This is a genomic window from Peptoniphilus harei, assembly GCF_016726485.1.
In the GTDB taxonomy this organism is placed as follows: domain Bacteria; phylum Bacillota; class Clostridia; order Tissierellales; family Peptoniphilaceae; genus Peptoniphilus_A; species Peptoniphilus_A harei.
In genome coordinates this window covers 766,935-785,333 of the sequence record NZ_CP068103.1, presented here as the reverse complement: position 1 = coordinate 785,333, position 18,399 = coordinate 766,935, and the positions used below count along the sequence as shown (strand labels likewise).

Here is an 18,399-nt window from a genome sequence, read left to right as displayed (position 1 = left end):
GAGGTGTTTTAATTGATTAGTCTTGAAGGTCTTGTGGAAAAAATAATTTTTAGAAATGATGAGAACGGCTACACTGTTGCAAAAATAAATTCAAGTGACGGCGACCTTGTAGTTGTTGGTTCAGCCACAATTTTCAAAGAAAACTTAAAATACAAATTTACTGGAGACTTCACCTACCACAACAAGTACGGAGAACAGTTTGCCTTCACAGACCTTGAAGAAGTCATGCCCGAAGGTGAAGCTGCCATTGTATCTTACCTTTCTTCTGCAATGATTCCCCATGTTGGAGAGAAAATGGCAGAGAGGATTGTAGATGAATTTAAGGAAGAGACTCTTGACGTAATTGAAAATCGTCCTGAAAAGCTCCTTTCTATTAAGGGGATTGGTCGAAAAAAATACGGGGACATCAAGGAAGCTCTCGACAAACAGTATGCCATGAGAAAGATTTTCCTTCACTTCTCAAAGTACAATCTTCCTGCCTCAGTGATTTTAAAAATTTACAAGGAATATGGGGACGAGTCCATAGACCTTGTAATGAAAAATCCCTACGACCTGATTGGAAGAGTGAGGGGACTTGGTTTTAAGAAGGCAGATGAAATTGCAGAGTCCATTGGTATTGAAAAAGATTCTGACTTTAGAAGGCTGGCAGGACTGAAGTACGCCCTTATGCTTGCCAATAGGGACGGCCACACTTACCTTCCACTTGACAAGTTGATCAAGGCTGGAGAAAGAATTCTTGGGACGAAGTTTGAAGATCCCGATGAAGTAGCCAGGACTCTTACCCTTGAGAAAAACTTTTTTGTTGAGAGGGATGGAGAAAACTACAACTGCTACATAGCCAGATACTTGGCTGCAGAAAATTATGTTGCAGGAAAGCTTAATGATTTAAATATTTCCTTTGATGAAAAATTTGATATTGATAAAAAAATCAGGAGGACGGAAAAGTTTAGGAAGATTGAACTTTCTAAAACTCAGAGAAGGGCTGTCAAGGACGCAATTAATAAGGGGGTCTTTGTCATAACTGGGGGACCGGGAACTGGTAAGACAACTACCCTTAAGGTCTTAATAGATATTTTTGAGTCCATGGATAAGGATATAAAGCTTGCTGCTCCCACAGGAAGGGCTGCCAAGAGGATGAAAGAGCAGACGGGAAGAGATGCCTTTACAATCCACAAGCTACTTGAAATTGGTTTTGGTGGCGACTTTGCCAACGTAGAAGAACTTGAGTGCGACGTATTAATCCTCGATGAAGTTTCCATGGTTGATATTCTTTTGATGGAAACCCTCTTAAAGTCCATTGAAAGTCCAACTCGTTTGATCTTAGTTGGGGACAAGGACCAACTTCCATCTGTTGGGGCAGGCAATGTCTTGGCAGATATTTTGGAGTCTGGTGTCATTGAGTCAGTTAACCTTGAAGAAATTTTTAGGCAGTCGGAAGAATCTATGATTGTAAAAAATGCTCACCTAATAAACAAGGGAGATATGCCAGTTTTAAATCTCGGTGACTTTTTTATGATTTCTGAAAGGGGAGAGGCCAAGGGGCTAGAAATTATCAAGGACCTTGTTAAGACTAGGCTGCCAAATTATTTTAACGTCAGCCAGTCAGATGTCCAAGTCTTAACGCCAACTAAGAAGGGGGTACATGGGACAGAAAATTTAAATCTCGCCCTCCAAGACCACCTAAATGATAGTGATGAATTTATAGAAGTCCTTGGGAAGAAATTTAAGTTGGGCGACAGGGTTTTACAGACAAAAAATAATTATGAATTGGAATCCAAGGTTGAAAATGAATTTTATGAAGACAAGCAAAAGGGAGTTTTCAATGGCGACCTTGGTTATATTTCAAAAATTGACAAGGAAAACAAGAAGGTCACAGTTGTCTTTGAAGACGTGAGAAGTGTTGAGTATAATTCTGATAATCTCGACGAGCTTGCACTTGCCTATGCAATGACCATCCACAAGTCCCAAGGAAGTGAGTTTCCCGTAGTTGTCATCCCCATTTATAGGGCTGCTCCAATGCTTTTGACGAGAAATTTGATTTACACAGCAATAACTAGGGCGTCAAAGGCCGTTGTCCTTGTGGGAATAAGCGACTATCTTGTGAAGATGATTGAAAACAACAAGACCCGCAAGAGGTATTCTAATCTTGCAAAGAAGTTGAGGGACCAAGATGAAATTAAAAGAGGATAAGTGCCCCTTGTGTGGGAGAAAAGTTGAAGAATATGGACTTTGCCATGAGTGCCTTGGCTTAATTAATAGGGAACCAGCCTACTATTATGACATTGAGGGCCTCGATGATCTAATAGTTTGTTCTACTTATTCTGGAATAATGAGAAGGCTCATAATAGATTTTAAATTCAAGGGGAAGGTCTCCTATGGGGAGATAATTGCTGAAATAATGACAGAGAAGATTTTGGATAAAAATTTAAATAAAGAAGTCATAACTTTTGTCCCTATGCACAAAAATAAGGAAGGGGAAAGGGGCTACAACCAATCTAAACTTTTGGCAGAAAAAATTGCAGGAAACTTAGACTTATCCTGCCAAGATATCTTTGAAAAGCTAAGAGACACCAAATTTCAGGTTGGTTTAAAGAAGTTAGACCGTGAAGAGAATCTACGAGATGCCTTTAAAGTAAAATCTTATGCAGAAGAGATAATTATTGTTGACGATGTAATAACTACTGGGGCAACTATTGCTGAACTTACGAAAATTGCAAAAGAAGCAGGCATAAAAAAAAGTGACTGCACTAATTGCAGCCACAGAAATAGCTTAGTCTTGTAAATTTTTTAGCATTGAGTCGTGCCTTGGCCAGTTGTTAAGACTCTTGAAGTTCTTCATAGAATAGAGAGTAGCATTTATCTCTGCCCCAACTAAAATAATTGTTGATAGGAGATAGAGCCAAACTAAAAACACTATAATACCTCCAAGAGATCCATAAGTTATGGAATATTTTCCAAAGTTTGACACATAAAAACTAAAGCCTGCCGATGCTATTATAAGACCAAAGGTTGAAAAAATAGAACCTGGCAAGACACTCTTAAAGCTAATCATATTTTCCCTGGACTTTGATGGAGAAAATTTGTACAAGAGGACAAAAGTTATTAACATATAAAGAAGTGGAATTGCATTTTTGGCAATTGACCAGACCTTGTCGAAAAATTCATTTTCTATTCCCAGATAGGACATGATATTTACATATATAATTTGTCCAAATATTTGTGTAAGGACAAGAAGAAAAATCATAAGAATTAGTGCCACTGTGAAGAAAAGGGCCATTAGCCTTTGGGCTACAAAACCCCTTGATTCTTCGAAGCCATAGGATTGATTTATTATTTTCATGAGCTTAAAGACTGCTGTTGATGCAGTGAAAAGACCTAGGACAAAGGAAATTGTGAAGAAAGACCCAGATGATGACATGTGGAGTTCGTTTAAAAAGTTTGTCACAATTTCTTGGATGTCACTGGGAAGGACATCTAGAAGTCCATAAATATATTCTGGATCAAGTATCCCCGAAAAGTTAATCGCGTTGATTAAAGAAATTAAAAAGGGGAATATTGATAAGACTAAAAAATAGGTAAGACTTCCTCCATAAGAGAGGGTGTCGTGGTCCAGGATCCTGTAAATTAGCTTGTCAAAAAAAGTAAAGACCTTATTGTCTTTGATCTTATCTATAAAATTATTCATATTTTTCAAACACCTCTTGAGTATTATATAGTAAAAGTCGTATGATAACAATTCGTTAAATGATAAAATAGGAATAGGTGATACTATGAACTACAATATACTAGTTTGCGACGATGAGAGAGATATCTTAGACGCAATAGAAATTTATTTAAAGGCCGAGGGCTACAAGGTCTTCACTGCAGAAGATGGGGCCGCCGCTCTTGAAATTATGAAGGAGAATGAAATTCACCTTGCCATAATTGACATAATGATGCCTGTCATGGATGGGATTACACTTATTATGAAGATGAGAGAAGAGACAAATATTCCTATTATTGTATTATCGGCCAAGAGCGAAGTCACAGATAAGATTGTGGGATTAAATGTTGGAGCCGATGATTATATAACTAAACCCTTTAATGCAGTGGAACTTACAGCAAGGGTCAATTCTCTTATAAGAAGATATTTTTCCCTTGGGGCATCTGATATAAAGACTGGGGACTTAAAAATTGGCAGAGTTTCCATTTTTGATGACTCTAAGGAAGTGCGTGTTGAAGATGATCTTGTGAACCTAACACCCTATGAATATAAGATTTTATATTTATTGGCAGAAAATCCTGGAAAAGTTTTTTCTTCAAATGAAATCTATGAGAGAGTCTGGGAGGAAGAGGCTGTTGATGTGAGAAAGATCATTTCTGTTCACATTTCCCACCTTCGCGACAAGATTGAAATCAATCCAAGAAAGCCTGATTTAATCAAGTCTGTCTACGGTATGGGCTACAAGATTGAGGGCAAGTGATGCTAGCTGATTTTAAAGATTTTTTGAAAAATGTCTTTATCGATTTAAGAGACAGGGTTTTTATTGAAAATATTTTTGTGTCTTCAGTAATTATTTTTGAACTCTTTAATATTAACAAGCACTTTATACTTTCCTGGCTTGTGACTCTTCTCTTTGTCCTCTTAAAGATAAGGAGAAAAAAACTTTTTGACACAATTTTTACTTATAACCTCTACAAGTACAGGAGGTTTAAAAATTTTAGGCTCTTTGGTACCTTGAATGTGACCCTAATAATAATGTACATACTTTTTTATAGCTTAATAAGTGGTGGCATAGTTCTCTTAAATGTCCTTCTCTTTATGATTTTAAGGGCAGTCATTATTGTTGAAGTTCAGTTTGCCCAAAACACACTTTCCATTGAACTAATTGAGTCCATCCTCTATGGCTATGAATTTGAAATCCCAGGGCCCTTTGAGAATGAGTACTTGGACAGGATTACTGTCTTAATGGAAGACTTTAAGAAGCGAGACAGGATTAGGCTAGAAGAAAACTTTAGGTCTGAGAGGTTTAAGGTTGATCTAATTACAAATATTTCCCACGACTTAAAGACTCCCCTTACCTCAATAATTAATTATGCAGACCTCTTGTCCAAGAAGGATTCCCTTGATGACGAGGCCAAGGATTTTATTAGCATCTTAAAGAGAAATTCCACTAGGCTAAAGGACTTAATTGTCGACTTGGTCTTTGCCTCAAAGACAAGTACAGGCAACCTATCTATTGAGAAGTCCTTAGTGGAATTAAACGAGATGATTTTGCAAATTTATGCCGATTACGATTCCCTCTTTGAGAAGAAGGACCTAGATTTTTCTTATAAGTCTCAAAGTGATGAGATTTTAATCTACACTGACGTCAACCTCTTTGTGAGAATTGTGGAAAACTTATTTTCCAATGCAGCCAAACACGCAAGGCCAGGGACAAGTGTCCTTGCTGGTGTGATTGAAAGAAAGTCTACAATAGAATTTTATGTCAAGAACATTGTAGACGAAAAAGTAAATATGAACTCTGATGAACTTTTTGAAGAACTTTTAAAGGCTGACAGGTCACGCCACTCTGAAGGGTCGGGACTTGGTCTTAATATAGTTAAGAACCTAGCAGAGCTTCTCGGTGGAGAGGTTAATGTGTCTATTCATGGGCAGTGGTTTGACGTTCATGTCCTCCTTTTAAGGGATTCTGAATGACTATATTTTATTGACAAAGTTTTTAAATTGAAATAAAATAAAAAGAAACCACAGGTTTTTCATAATGGCAATTTTAATTAATTGCCATTTTTTTGTTTTTATTTTTAATAGGGGGAAGCATGATAGAAGAATTTGGAATAAAAAGCTTTAACAAGAAGAAGATGAAGGAATCACTACCCTATCCAATTTACTTAAAGTGGAAGGACGCACTTAGAAACGAAAAGGACTTAGACAGAGAAACTGCCGATGCCATTGCCCATGCCATGAAGGACTGGGCCCTAAAGAATGGGGCAACGCACTTTGCCCACTGGTTCTTGCCCCTATCAGGTCACACTGCCAAGAAGCACGAGGCCTTTATATCCAGGACTTCTGATAACGAACCAATTAATAGGTTCTCTGGAAAGGAACTTGTAAAGGGTGAACCTGACGCTTCATCCTTCCCATCTGGAGGCATGAGGTCTACCTTTGAAGCAAGGGGTTATACTTATTGGGATCTTACGGCAAACTCCTTTGTAATAGGAAGTGTCTTATACATCCCAACTATTTTTATGTCCTATAAGGGAGAAAAACTTGATAAGAGGGGACCCCTTATTGACTCCACAAAGATCCTAAGTGATGAGGGAACAAAGATCGTCAACTTATTTGAAAAGGACGAGTATGCCTACAGGATGAGGGTCAAGGTTGGACTTGAACAAGAATTTTTCCTACTTGATAAGGAAATCTACAAGAAGAGAAGCGACCTAAAGAGTACTGGAAGAACCATTGTTGGAGCACCTTCTCCCAAGGGACAAGAGTTATCAGACCACTACTTTGGACAAATCCCCGCAAGAGTAGAAAAATTTTACAAGGAAGTGGACCAAAAGCTTTATGAACTTGGAATTTATTCTGAGGCTGAGCACAATGAAGTTGCCCCAAATCAATTTGAAATGGCAATTTTATTTGAAAATGTAAATGTGGCTATAGATGACAATCAACTTTTGATGAACATCTTAAAAGAAACTGCCCTAGAAAATAATTTGGTCTGCCTCTTCCATGAAAAACCCTTTGATGGCGTAAATGGTTCTGGCAAGCACAATAATTATTCCATTGTTACAAACTACGGTCTAAATGTTTTTGACCCAGGCGACGATCCCTACAATAACAATGTCTTTTTATTGTTTGTCGCTGCAATAATTGAGGCCACAGACAAGTACCAAAGTCTTTTGAGGGTAAGTGCATCATCAACTTCCAATGACTTTAGGTTGGGGGCAGATGAGGCTCCGCCAGCAATTATCTCCCTCTTCCTTGGATCAGACCTTGAAGAATTATTTAGGGATATAAAGGAAGATATTGAATATAAAAATAATTCTGACAAGGCCTTTAGAGGTTACAACCTCTTAAGTGTCCCAATGGATTCCAGCGACAGGAACAGGACTGCAGCCGTCGCCTTTACTGGCAACAAGTTTGAGTTTAGGATGTTGGGGTCTTCCAAGACTGGATCTGACTTAAACATTGCCCTAAACTGTGCCATGGCAGACTGTCTTGAAAAATTTTATGAAAAGTTAAAGGACTTCCAAGATGACCCTATTAATCTGAGAGAAAAAACTCTTGAACTTGTAAGAGGTGTTATGAAAAAACACGACAGGGTAATTTGTGACGGGGACAATTATTCTGATGATTGGAAGGAAGAAGCCAAGAGAAGGGGACTTGCCAATCACAAGACTTATTTTGATGCCCTAGTTTCTTTGAGAGACTTTGATTTCAATGATATTTTTATCAAGAGGGGAATTTATACTGAAAAGGAAATCAAGGCTTCTTATGAAGTAAACCTCGAAGAAGTGGTAATTTATCACAGTCTTGAGGCCAAGGCCATGGTCTCAATGATCCATAAGGACCTAATCCCTATGGGAATGGCTGAATTAAAAGACCTATCTCAAATTTTAAAATTTAAAAACAATGAAAAACTAAGGACTAAGTATGATAAAATAGACAAGATGATTACAGACTTACTTGAATGTGGAGATGAGATTGAACTTCTCCTTGATCATTCAAATAAAATAGATGAAATTTATAAAAAAGCAGAGTATGTTGAGAGAAATATTGCCACAAAATTACTTGCAACGCGAAAAATTGCAGACCAAATGGAAAAATTAATCTCAAGAAAAAATATGACTTTGCCATCTTACGAAGATATTTTTAATTCACTAAGCTAGGAGGAAGTATGACTAAATTTATATTTGTTACAGGTGGAGTTGTTTCAGGAATTGGAAAGGGAATTTCTGCAGCAAGTATTGGTAGACTTTTAAAGGACAGGGGACTTTCTGTATTTATGCAAAAGTTCGACCCCTACCTAAATGTTGACCCAGGAACTATGAGTCCCTACCAACATGGAGAAGTTTTTGTAACTAAGGACGGAGCAGAAACTGACCTAGACCTTGGCCACTATGAAAGATTTATTGATGAAGAATTAACTAAGGGTGCATCAATTACAACTGGTAAGGTCTACTCAAGAGTTATTGCAAAAGAAAGAAGGGGAGACTATGACGGTGCAACTGTCCAAGTTATCCCACACATTACAAATGAAATCAAAAATGCAGTTTATAAGGCTGCAAAGGAATCTAAGGCTGATGTTGTAATAACAGAAATTGGCGGTACAGTAGGTGACATTGAGTCCCTTCCATTCTTAGAAGCCATTAGACAAATTCACTCAGAAAATAAAAAGTCTGACGTCCTTTTTGTCCACACAGTTCTTGTTCCAAATATTCCTGGATCAGATGAATTAAAAACAAAGCCAACTCAACACTCGTTTAAGGAGCTTATGTCCAACGGAATCAAGACTGACGTAATAATTGTAAGGTCCAATGGAGTGGTTACAGATGACTTGAGAGAAAAAATTTCTCTATTCTGTGACGTTCCAGTGGAGGCAGTTATCCAATCTACAAATGTTGACCTTATATATGAAGTTCCCCTAGTATTCCACGACCAACATCTTGATGACTACATCCTTAAGGAACTTGACCTAGAAGACAGACCAGCTTCCAAGGGCAAGTGGAAGGAAATGGTAGAGAGATTTAAGGACGTAAAGGGCGAAGTGACTATTGGTCTTGTAGGAAAATATGTAAGCCTTCACGATGCTTATCTTTCTGTAACTCAAGCCTTAACTGATGCAGGTTGCGAAAATGGTTACAAGGTAAATATTGAGTGGATAAATTCAGAAGATATAGAAAAAGATGTAAGTGTACTTGATGGACTTGATGGAATAATTGTCCCAGGTGGCTTTGGTTCACGTGGAACAGAAGGTATGATTATGGCATCAAAGTACGCTCGTGACAACCACATCCCTTACTTTGGAATTTGTTACGGAATGCAAGTTGCCCTAATTGACATTGCAAGAAATAAACTTGGCCTAAAGGACGCTAACTCTACGGAAATAAATCCAGACACAAATTATCCAATTATTGACCTTTTAGAAAATCAAAAGGACATAAAAAATGTTGGTGGAACTTTAAGACTTGGTAACTATGACTGCACTCTTGAAAAAGATTCTTTAGTTTATTCTCTTTATGGAGAAGAAAAAATTAAGGAAAGACACAGACATAGATACGAGTTCAACAACCAATTCAGGGGACAAATAAGATCGGCTGGTGTGGCCTTCTCTGGCATCAATGAAGACAAGGACCTAGTTGAAATTATTGAACTAAAGGACGAAGGCTTCTTCGTAGCTTGCCAATTCCACCCAGAATTCAAGTCAAGGCCAACAAAAATTCACCCATTATTTAATGGCTTTGTGAGAGCAGCAATTGAAAAGAAAAATAAATAAAAATAAATAAAAATAAAATCTCATCCATTAAGTTTGTAAGCTTGGGTGAGATTTTTTTATGACTTTGTAAATAGATAAAGCTCTTGCGAGGATGTTTGATTTCAAAAGTTTCCTTGCATGAACTTTTTTAAAAAAATTTATTAGTCAGAAGCAAAAGATTTTGACAAATTAAAAAAATAAAAAAGTCCTGGGCTTTGACCTAGGACTAATCTTATAGGAACTTGTCTTTTAAATTATCCCAGTAGGAATTATTTGAGAAGACGAGTTTTTTTATTGTTTTGTTTGAGAGCCTGATGTTGACCCTGTGCAAGTTGTTGAAGAAATATTCTGACCCGTCAACTAAGAGTAAGTTGGAATCCTTGTATCTCTTCTCAACAACAAGTGAAATTGTGTGGGCTCCTGGAACTATGACAGATGAGCCAAGAGACCTGTAAGCAGCTGAGTTCACTGGAGAGATGGGAGTCATTTGCAAGACGTGAAGGCTTGGGTAGACTATGGCCCCGCCAGAAGAAAAGTTGTAGGCAGTGGACCCTGTTGGAGTGGAAACCAAGATTCCGTCACCAGAAAATTTTTCTACATGATTTCTATCTATGAAGACATTCATGTGGATTGTCTTTGAGTGTGCAGCCTTTAAGACAACTTCGTTCACTGAATAAAACTTGTAGACCTTGTTCTTTGTGTAGATGTCAGATCTTATTAGTTTGATGTCGTCAACTTGGTAGTTGCCATTTTTATAATCTTTGACAAATTCTTCCACTTCCTCAGGTTTTATCTCTTGATAAAAACCCAGGTGGCCAGTGTTTATTCCCACGAAGGGCATATCTGGGAAGTCGTTCTTGTGTATGGCCTTTATAAAGGAACCGTCGCCTCCAATACAAATAGAAAGCTCAGCATTTTTTTTGAAACCATTAAAGGGTTCATATCCATATTTTGTTAAAAGCTTGTGCAAATTATTTGCTGTTTTTTTAGATTCATAATTTGCATTAGTCAGTATATTTATAATTTTTGACAAGACTAAACCCCCTTGATTTTTTGTATCATTATTTATATTATAAACGAATAAAGTTCCCTTGACTAGAGGTGTAAAATGTATAGATTAAATTCCAAAGATTTTTTAAATTTCAAATTCAATGGAAGTTCAAAAGATAAAATTAAGGTAAATGATTTTCTTAAGGAGAGAGGTCTTTCTTCCCGACTTATAAGAAGGTCTGTTAAGAGTGGAAATATTTACTTAAACTCAAGATTAAATAAGAAAAATAAATTTTTAAAGAAGGGAGATATTATTTCCCTTAGGTTTGAAGATGAAGGTCCCAATGGGGCTGTAGAACACAAGGACCTTGATATAGTTTACGAGGACGAGGACCTTGTAATTGTAAATAAAGAGCCTTTTATGGTGACTCACACAGCAAAGGACGATGCAGATGGGACTCTCTTAAACTATCTCTTGGGATATTTTGAAGACCAGGGATTAAAGAGAAAGATTAGGTTTGTAAATAGACTTGACAGGGACACTTCAGGCCTTGTTGTTGCTGCTAAAAATTCTTTTGCTCAAGATAAAATTTCCAGCGACTTCAAAGATGGGGTTGAGAAAAAATATATTGCTATTGTAGAAGGAATTCTAGATGAAAAAGAAGGAATAATTGACGGGCCCATTGCCACAAGTGAAGATGGAATAAGGCGTGAAGTCAATTATGTCATTGGCAAAAAATCTTTAACTTCTTATAAGGTCCTTGGTGAGTACAGGGACATGAGTCTAGTCCTATTGACCCTTCATACAGGAAGGACTCATCAGATTAGGGTTCACATGGCCCACCTTGGCCATCCAGTTCTTGGCGATGGACTTTATGGATCTAAGTCAGACCTTATTAATAGGCAGGCTCTTCATTCATATTCTCTAAAGTTTAAGCTCCCAAGGACTAATAAGGACCTGGAAGTCTTTGCTAAACTGCCAGAGGATTTTTCCTTTTTTCCCGAAGTTTATTGAAAAAACATTTTCATTGAGTTATAATTTACTTAAGTAAATTCTGCGATGTTCGAAGAATGCCTACTTAATTCAACCGACAAATTTAACACGGGAAACTGTGTATCAGCGTCCTATGACAAGCCGTCTTTGAGCGGAAGTCAGAATGCGCTATCAAGTTTTTGACCCACCATGATAATTGGCGGGTGTGAATTAACTAGGTGTCGGCATTGCGGTTTTTACTATTATTTTTATTTTGATTTTATTATTTTTTTCTAATATTTATGGTTTAATGTGATTGAATTAAGCTTTAAAGGGTAAAATATTAATAAATAAATTATATTATAAGGAGAATTATTATGGGATTATTTGATTATTTAGAAGAAAAGAGAAACCAAGCAGTTAGAAGAAGAAGACTTAAAGAAATTTCTAAGGTTGGTACTGGTCTTGCACTAGGAGCTATTGGTGGAATTCTTTTTGCACCTCAAGAAGGTAGAAAAACTCGTGAAGATATTGCTAACAAATCTAAAGAAGCAGCTAACCAAGCTTTAAACGCAGCAAACGATGCTAAGGATACTATTGAATTCAAGGCTTATCAAGCTGGCGAACAAGCTAAAAAGACTTATGCTGACTTAAGAGACAAGGCTACACTTAAAAAATATGAATTTGACGAAGATGTAGAAGTGGCTAAGGCAAAAGCTAAAGCAATTGGAGAAGTTGTTAGAGCTGGTGCTGAAGACATCAAATACGATGTAAAAAACACAACAGAAGAAGTTAAAGATACTGCAGAAGACGTTAAAGACGAAGTAAAAGAAGGCGCAAAAGACGTTAAAAGAGAAGCAAAAAAATCTGCTGAAAATGTAAAAGAATCTGTTGAAGAAACAAAAGATAAGGTAGAAAAAGAAAAAAGAAAATAAGATAGGAGGTATAGAAGATGTTAGATCAAGCATTTACTATAGGTGGCCTACTTAGTTTCCTACTTTATGTAGCTGGTATAGCTGCACTTGTTGCACTATTTCTAGTTCTAATTAATGTATTTAAAATTTTAAAAAATGTTAATGAAATTGTTGAGAGAAACCAAGGTGAAATTGATCACACTATAAAGACTGTTCCTTCCATTATGGATAATGCCAAGGACATTTCTGACAATGTGAACGCAATTTCAACTGACGCTACACAACTTGTAAATGATGTAAAACCAGAAGTCGCAAGACTTGTATCAACTGTAGGTTCTGTTTCAGACACAGTTAATGGTATTACAAGACAAGTCGATGATACTTCTTTTAGAGTGTCAAATACAGTTATGAATATATCAGATGTTATTTCTGATACAGCAAAAACTATTTCACTTAGTTCAAATAACGCCATCGACTATTTTTATATTTTAAGAGAAGTTGCAAAGACTGTTAAAGAAGTCTTTCTAAGATAAGCTAGGGACGGAGTTATTCTTCGTCTCCTTTTATTTTTATAAGTAAGACGAGAGGAAAAGATGAAAAGAGTAAAGATCATTGCCAATCCCAATTCAGGTAGGGGAACAGCACTAAACAAAATTCTAGAACTTATAAAATTAATGAGCAAGGATAATTATGAGATTGAACTCCTATTTACCCACCAAGAAGGGGATGGAACTAGGTTTGCTTATGACTATTCTGGTGAAGATTTCATAATTTGTAGTGGTGGAGACGGGACAGTAAATGAAGTTGTAAATGGGATTTACCTATCAGGAAGGGATACACCTCTTGGAATTCTACAAAGTGGTACGGTAAATGACTTTGCCAATGCCCAAAGGCTTCCTACTTCTCCCAACGCCTTCTACAAGATGATAAAAAATTTCAAGACTAGGACAATTGATCTTGGACTTGCTGGCGAAAGAGCCTTTATAAATGTTGCTGCAGGAGGAATGCTCACAGAAATTGCCTATACTGTTCCAGCTGAGAAAAAGGCTACCCTAGGAGATATGGCTTATTATCTTGAAGGTGCAAGGGTCCTTTTAGAAGAAAGGATTTTAAGAAATCAAAAGAGTCTAAATTTTTATGTAGAAAGTGAAGAGTTCACTGGAAGGGTAGAAGGACTTTTATTCTTAATAACTAACTCCACTTCAGTTGGAGGTTTTAAAAAAATGGCCCCTCTGGCTGATATTTCAGATGGCTATCTAGACGTTTTGATTTTTAAGGGAATTAGGATTTCTGATGTGCCAGAACTATTTACTTCTCTAATGGGTGGCCGACATGTTGATCATAACAAGGTAATGTACTTAAAGACGAAAAATATAAAAATAGAAAGTGATGAGAAGCTCACAATTGATGTTGATGGAGAGAAAGCATCAACACTTCCTATGACTTTCAAGGTTTTGGAAAATAAATTAAAAATAATAGTACCATAAGGAGGAAGCTATGGCATCTACAATTAAAGACGTAGCAAAAATGGCAGATGTGTCCATTTCTACAGTATCAAGGGTAATAAATGACTCGAAACCTGTTAGCCCTGAGGCACGAAGAAGAGTCCTACACGCTATTGACGTATTGGATTACAAACCAAACGAAGTTGCGAGAAGTTTAGTTACAAAAAAATCTAATTTAATTGGTGTAATTGTAGAAGACATTGGATCCAATTTTATTTCACAAATCCTAAGAGGAGTTGAAGAAATTGGAAGAATGTATAAATACGACATACTCCTATCAAGCTCTTATGGTGACGTTGAATCAGAAATGAAGTTTGCCAACCTTCTAGCTCAAAAACAAGTTGAAGGTATTATTGTAATATCAAACTTACACAACCCTAAGCTAGAGTATAAGCTTGAAGAGAGCAAGATTCCCTATGTAATAATCTCAAACTTCTATGAAATCGAAAGATTCTCTACAGAAATAGACTATGAAAAGGCATCTTATGAAATGGTAAAACTTTTAATAGAAAAGGGCCACAAGAATATTGCATCTCTTGCTATTAGAAGAGACTATGACAGGACTTTTGAAAAGAAAAAAATTGAAGGTTACAACAGGGCCATGGAAGAGGCTGGCCTAAAGAAGGTGAACCTACTTGTTGAAGGATTAGAAGCAAGTGACATAGAAGATGAGAAAGAAAAGATTCTTGACACTGTAAAGAAAGAAAATATTACAGCCTTCTTTACATCCTATGACACAATTGCAATCCACCTAATGAATATGCTTTTAGATAATGGCTACAAGACACCAGATGATATATCAGTTACAGGTTTTGGTGGATCTTATATATCAGACATCTACAGACCAAAACTTACAACAGTAAAGGTTCCTTACTATGACATTGGAGCAGTTTCAATTAGGAAAATCCTAAAGAAAATTGACAAGAAAGAAAGCGACTTATCAGAAAATCTTGTGCTTCCATCACAAATTCTTGAGAGAGAAAGTGTAAAGGAAATAAAATGATAAGAGTTTCTATAGAGACAAAAAGTGAAATTATAAAGAGAGGACTTCAAGACATCCTAGAAGGATATGAAGTCCTTGATTTTTATAAAGACAAAGAAAAAGACTTTGATATCCTAATCTTTCAGGACAAGGAACTAGAGGAACTTGAAGTAGAAAAGATTAGATTAATCGACGAGAGGGACTTGCCATTAGTAGTGGAGTATTCTCTTTTAAGTCTTGGAGCTTCAGAAGAAGAAGTTATTGATGCAATAGATAAGACACTTAGGGGACACATATATATAGAAGAAAATTTAAAAAAATTAAGAAGTGATAGAAATAATAAGTTCGAAAAATTAAAGACTCTAAATAGGAGAGAGAAGAAACTCCTAGAAGAAATAATCTCTGGTAAAACTAATAAGGAAATCTCTAGGGAGATTTACATTAGTGAGAAGACAATAAAAAATAACTTAACCCTTGTCTATAAAAAACTTGGAGTAAGCGGAAGAAAAGAAATAATAAAAAATTACAGCCAAATTAAATATTAATAGGTTATAATATGTTAGTGAGACTAACATATTTTTTTTAAATAAAATTAGAAGGAGGAAGACATGAGAGACTACTTAATTTATTTTTTTATCTACGCCTTTGTGGGTTGGGTAATAGAAGTATCTTATCACACAGTAACTAAGGGAAGATTTATAAACCGAGGCTTCTTAGCTGGACCCTATTGTCCCATCTATGGTTTTGGTGCCATAGCAGTAATATACTTTTTAACAGACATAGCAGAGAAGAACAAGATGGTCTTGTTCCTGGGATCCATGTTCATAGCAACTATAATAGAGTACATTGCAGGTTTCTTGCTTGAGAAAATTTTTCACGAGAGATGGTGGGACTACTCTGATAGAAGACTTAACATAGGAGGTTACGTCTGCTTAGAGTTTTCTGTCATATGGGGCATGTTTTGCTTCCTATTATACGAAGCAGTCCATCCAATGATTAGAAAAATGGTAAGCCTAATACCAGAAAGAGTATCACTATATTTGGGAATTGGTCTAGTGATAATTATGACCATAGACCTAATTGCTACTATTAATACACTTATTGGATTAAATAAAGAATTCAGAGCAATAGATAGAATAAGCAAAGACATTAAGAAAGTATCAGATAGGATTGGAGTGAGAGTTTACGACAGGACAGTTCAAATAGAAAGTAGACAGGAAGAGTTAAAGAAGACGAGGGAGTATATTGAATTAGAAAATAGGGTTAAAGAGTTAAGAGAAAGAAGAGAACTAATAAAAGAGAAGAGAATTTTAAAATCCTTCCCCAACCTAACTAATAGATTAGAAGAAAGACAAAGGGACATAGAGGAGTTAAGAGATAGGATAAAAGATCAATACTCAAGAGATTAAAAAAATATAAAAAAGCTCTTGACAAGATAAAAATAAAAGAGTACTATATAACAGTTGTCGAAAAAGACAGCTGTTATATTTTTTTAAAAACAAAAAAGATTTAAAAAAAATATAAAAAACAGTTGACAGATGATTTTCTAGATGCTAATATATAGAAGTTGTCACTTAAGATAGCAAAAAATATTACCGAGTTTCAAGTAAAAACAATTTAAATAAATTGTAAAAAATACTTGACAAAGAAAAAACACGGTAGTATAATAAACAAGCTACTTCAAAAAGTAGCGATGAAACATGATAATTAAATAGTGTGAAGATAGATAAACAATTCGTGATTTAATCACAGATTCTTTTAAAGAATCACAAGCAAACCAGATATTCGTTTAGTTTTGAGAAAACTAATGAGTCATACAAATTTTTTAATTGAGAGTTTGATCCTGGCTCAGGACGAACGCTGGCGGCGCGCTTAACACATGCAAGTCGAGCGATGAAATCTTGACAGATCCCTTCGGGGTGAAGATAAGATGGATTAGCGGCGGACGGGTGAGTAACACGTGAGTAACCTGCCTTAGACATTGGGATAGCCTCGGGAAACCGGGATTAATACCAAATGAAATCATAGGTGCCCATGCACTAATGATCAAAACTCCGGTGGTCTAAGATGGACTCGCGTCCCATTAGCTAGTTGGTGAGGTAACGGCCCACCAAGGCGACGATGGGTAGCCGGCCTGAGAGGGTGAACGGCCACATTGGAACTGAGAAACGGTCCAAACTCCTACGGGAGGCAGCAGTGGGGAATATTGCACAATGGAGGGAACTCTGATGCAGCGACGCCGCGTGAACGATGAAGGCTTTCGAGTCGTAAAGTTCTTTTATATGGGAAGATAATGACGGTACCATAAGAAAAAGCCCCGGCTAACTACGTGCCAGCAGCCGCGGTAATACGTAGGGGGCTAGCGTTGTCCGGAATCACTGGGCGTAAAGGGTTCGCAGGCGGAAATGCAAGTCAGATGTAAAAGGCAGTAGCTTAACTACTGTAAGCATTTGAAACTGCATATCTTGAGAAGAGTAGAGGTAAGTGGAATTTTTAGTGTAGCGGTGAAATGCGTAGATATTAAAAAGAATACCGGTGGCGAAGGCGACTTACTGGGCTCATTCTGACGCTGAGGAACGAAAGCGTGGGTAGCAAACAGGATTAGATACCCTGGTAGTCCACGCTGTAAACGATGAGTGCTAGGTATCGGAATAATTCGGTGCCGCAGTTAACACATTAAGCACTCCGCCTGGGGAGTACGTGCGCAAGCATGAAACTCAAAGGAATTGACGGGGACCCGCACAAGCAGCGGAGCATGTGGTTTAATTCGAAGCAACGCGAAGAACCTTACCAGGGCTTGACATACTGAGGACCGGTATAGAGATATACCCTCTTCTTCGGAAGCCTCAATACAGGTGGTGCATGGTTGTCGTCAGCTCGTGTCGTGAGATGTTCAGTTAAGTCTGGCAACGAGCGCAACCCCTATCTTTAGTTACCAGCATTTCGGATGGGGACTCTAAAGAGACTGCCGATGATAAATCGGAGGAAGGTGGGGATGACGTCAAATCATCATGCCCTATATGCCCTGGGCTACACACGTGCTACAATGGAAGATACAAAGGGAAGCGAGATAGTGATATTAAGCCAACCTCAAAAAGTCTTTCTCAGTTCGGATTGTACTCTGCAACTCGAGTACATGAAGATGGAGTTGCTAGTAATCGCAGATCAGCATGCTGCGGTGAATGCGTTCCCGGGTCTTGTACACACCGCCCGTCACACCATGGAAGCTTGTAATACCCGAAGCCTGCGAGCGAACCTTAGGGAAGCAGCAGTCGAAGGTAGGATAGGTGACTGGGGTGAAGTCGTAACAAGGTAGCCGTATCGGAAGGTGCGGCTGGATCACCTCCTTTCTAAGGAAAATAAATCTTCACACTATTTTAATTATATATATGGGGGTATAGCTCAGTTGGGAGAGCGCCTGCCTTGCAAGCAGGAGGTCAGGAGTTCGAATCTCCTTATCTCCACCAAGAATAGCAATAAATGCTACTCTGAAACCTTCTTAAAAAAAAGAAGAGAACCATAACAACTTAAAAACTAATCAAAATTTCTTAAACAAACAATTAAACTGGAAATAAAC

The 18,399-nt window shown here is 37.2% G+C and carries 15 protein-coding genes, 1 tRNA gene, 1 rRNA gene and 1 other RNA gene; 16 read left to right on the top strand and 2 right to left on the bottom strand.

The features are described from left to right. Nucleotides 1-12: 12 nt before the first annotated feature. Together recD2 and I6I93_RS03635 are read left to right on the top strand one after the other, a co-directional pair. Nucleotides 13-2,190, top strand: coding sequence for an SF1B family DNA helicase RecD2 (gene recD2, locus I6I93_RS03640; RefSeq protein ID WP_112889481.1), 2,178 nt, complete (start codon nucleotides 13-15; stop codon nucleotides 2,188-2,190). Next, nucleotides 2,171-2,782 carry a ComF family protein gene (locus I6I93_RS03635; protein WP_236587215.1) on the top strand — a complete coding sequence of 204 codons (612 nt, stop codon included), beginning with the start codon at nucleotides 2,171-2,173 and terminating at the stop codon, nucleotides 2,780-2,782. The genes recD2 and I6I93_RS03635 overlap by 20 nt, the downstream gene beginning before the upstream one ends. Here the strand turns inward: I6I93_RS03635 and I6I93_RS03630 are convergent. Continuing rightward, complete coding sequence (locus tag I6I93_RS03630; protein ID WP_112890564.1) at nucleotides 2,771-3,685, bottom strand: YihY/virulence factor BrkB family protein; 915 nt, start codon at nucleotides 3,683-3,685, stop codon at nucleotides 2,771-2,773. The genes I6I93_RS03635 and I6I93_RS03630 overlap by 12 nt on opposite strands. An 85-nt stretch (nucleotides 3,686-3,770) precedes the next feature. On the opposite strand from I6I93_RS03630, the gene I6I93_RS03625 reads away from it, so the two are divergent. From I6I93_RS03625 to I6I93_RS03610, 4 genes are all read left to right on the top strand, one after another. Next, a complete protein-coding gene (locus tag I6I93_RS03625; RefSeq protein WP_112889480.1) occupies nucleotides 3,771-4,463 on the top strand; it encodes a response regulator transcription factor in 693 nt (230 codons plus the stop codon). After that, on the top strand, nucleotides 4,463-5,680 hold the full coding sequence (locus tag I6I93_RS03620; protein ID WP_112889479.1) for a sensor histidine kinase: 1,218 nt from the start codon (nucleotides 4,463-4,465) through the stop codon (nucleotides 5,678-5,680). Before I6I93_RS03625 ends, I6I93_RS03620 begins: the two co-directional genes overlap by 1 nt. Nucleotides 5,681-5,799: 119 nt before the next feature. Beyond that, nucleotides 5,800-7,872 (top strand): glutamine synthetase III, encoded by a 2,073-nt coding sequence (locus tag I6I93_RS03615; protein ID WP_112889478.1) that lies wholly within the window; start codon nucleotides 5,800-5,802, stop codon nucleotides 7,870-7,872. Between the two features lie 8 nt (nucleotides 7,873-7,880). Further along, nucleotides 7,881-9,479 (top strand): CTP synthase, encoded by a 1,599-nt coding sequence (locus tag I6I93_RS03610; protein ID WP_112889477.1) that lies wholly within the window; start codon nucleotides 7,881-7,883, stop codon nucleotides 9,477-9,479. Nucleotides 9,480-9,690: 211 nt separating this feature from the next. Here the strand turns inward: I6I93_RS03610 and I6I93_RS03605 are convergent, their stop codons facing one another. After that, the gene (locus I6I93_RS03605) at nucleotides 9,691-10,491 is read right to left on the bottom strand and encodes an NAD(+)/NADH kinase (RefSeq protein WP_070700532.1); all 801 of its coding nucleotides are present in this window, start codon (nucleotides 10,489-10,491) and stop codon (nucleotides 9,691-9,693) included. 75 nt (nucleotides 10,492-10,566) lie between these two features. On the opposite strand from I6I93_RS03605, the gene I6I93_RS03600 reads away from it, so the two are divergent. The 10 genes from I6I93_RS03600 (at nucleotide 10,567) to I6I93_RS03555 (ending at nucleotide 18,289) form a co-directional block, all read left to right on the top strand. After that, on the top strand, nucleotides 10,567-11,463 hold the full coding sequence (locus I6I93_RS03600) for an RluA family pseudouridine synthase (RefSeq protein WP_112889476.1): 897 nt from the start codon (nucleotides 10,567-10,569) through the stop codon (nucleotides 11,461-11,463). A gap of 34 nt (nucleotides 11,464-11,497) precedes the next feature. Next, nucleotides 11,498-11,682, top strand: a non-coding RNA gene (ssrS, locus tag I6I93_RS03595) — 6S RNA. Between the two features lie 116 nt (nucleotides 11,683-11,798). Next, nucleotides 11,799-12,356 carry a YtxH domain-containing protein gene (locus I6I93_RS03590; protein WP_070700526.1) on the top strand — a complete coding sequence of 186 codons (558 nt, stop codon included), beginning with the start codon at nucleotides 11,799-11,801 and terminating at the stop codon, nucleotides 12,354-12,356. Between the two features lie 17 nt (nucleotides 12,357-12,373). Continuing rightward, entirely contained in the window at nucleotides 12,374-12,868 is a 495-nt protein-coding gene (locus I6I93_RS03585; RefSeq protein ID WP_112889475.1) for a hypothetical protein, read from the top strand. A 60-nt stretch (nucleotides 12,869-12,928) separates the two neighbouring features. Next, a complete protein-coding gene (locus I6I93_RS03580) occupies nucleotides 12,929-13,822 on the top strand; it encodes a diacylglycerol/lipid kinase family protein (RefSeq protein ID WP_112889474.1) in 894 nt (297 codons plus the stop codon). 10 nt (nucleotides 13,823-13,832) lie between these two features. Beyond that, nucleotides 13,833-14,843: a LacI family DNA-binding transcriptional regulator gene (locus I6I93_RS03575; protein WP_112889473.1), complete on the top strand. Its 1,011-nt coding sequence runs from the start codon at nucleotides 13,833-13,835 to the stop codon at nucleotides 14,841-14,843. Continuing rightward, nucleotides 14,840-15,367, top strand: a complete 528-nt coding sequence (locus I6I93_RS03570) for a helix-turn-helix transcriptional regulator (RefSeq protein WP_112889472.1) — start codon at nucleotides 14,840-14,842, stop codon at nucleotides 15,365-15,367. The genes I6I93_RS03575 and I6I93_RS03570 overlap by 4 nt, the downstream gene beginning before the upstream one ends. Before the next feature lie 63 nt (nucleotides 15,368-15,430). Next, nucleotides 15,431-16,231, top strand: a complete 801-nt coding sequence (locus I6I93_RS03565) for a putative ABC transporter permease (RefSeq protein WP_112889471.1) — start codon at nucleotides 15,431-15,433, stop codon at nucleotides 16,229-16,231. 416 nt (nucleotides 16,232-16,647) lie between these two features. Further along, nucleotides 16,648-18,172, top strand: a 16S ribosomal RNA gene (locus I6I93_RS03560). A gap of 41 nt (nucleotides 18,173-18,213) precedes the next feature. Next, nucleotides 18,214-18,289: transfer RNA gene (locus I6I93_RS03555), tRNA-Ala, on the top strand. The last annotated feature ends 110 nt before the right edge of the window (nucleotides 18,290-18,399 follow it).

Coding starts and splice junctions, on each gene's coding strand:
- I6I93_RS03635 (WP_236587215.1), top strand. CDS start 2,171: ATGAAATTAAAAGAGGATAAGTGCCCCTTGTGTGGGAGAAAAGTTGAA.
- I6I93_RS03630 (WP_112890564.1), bottom strand. CDS start 3,685: ATGAATAATTTTATAGATAAGATCAAAGACAATAAGGTCTTTACTTTT.
- I6I93_RS03625 (WP_112889480.1), top strand. CDS start 3,771: ATGAACTACAATATACTAGTTTGCGACGATGAGAGAGATATCTTAGAC.
- I6I93_RS03620 (WP_112889479.1), top strand. CDS start 4,463: ATGCTAGCTGATTTTAAAGATTTTTTGAAAAATGTCTTTATCGATTTA.
- I6I93_RS03615 (WP_112889478.1), top strand. CDS start 5,800: ATGATAGAAGAATTTGGAATAAAAAGCTTTAACAAGAAGAAGATGAAG.
- I6I93_RS03610 (WP_112889477.1), top strand. CDS start 7,881: ATGACTAAATTTATATTTGTTACAGGTGGAGTTGTTTCAGGAATTGGA.
- I6I93_RS03600 (WP_112889476.1), top strand. CDS start 10,567: ATGTATAGATTAAATTCCAAAGATTTTTTAAATTTCAAATTCAATGGA.
- I6I93_RS03590 (WP_070700526.1), top strand. CDS start 11,799: ATGGGATTATTTGATTATTTAGAAGAAAAGAGAAACCAAGCAGTTAGA.
- I6I93_RS03585 (WP_112889475.1), top strand. CDS start 12,374: ATGTTAGATCAAGCATTTACTATAGGTGGCCTACTTAGTTTCCTACTT.
- I6I93_RS03580 (WP_112889474.1), top strand. CDS start 12,929: ATGAAAAGAGTAAAGATCATTGCCAATCCCAATTCAGGTAGGGGAACA.
- I6I93_RS03575 (WP_112889473.1), top strand. CDS start 13,833: ATGGCATCTACAATTAAAGACGTAGCAAAAATGGCAGATGTGTCCATT.
- I6I93_RS03570 (WP_112889472.1), top strand. CDS start 14,840: ATGATAAGAGTTTCTATAGAGACAAAAAGTGAAATTATAAAGAGAGGA.
- I6I93_RS03565 (WP_112889471.1), top strand. CDS start 15,431: ATGAGAGACTACTTAATTTATTTTTTTATCTACGCCTTTGTGGGTTGG.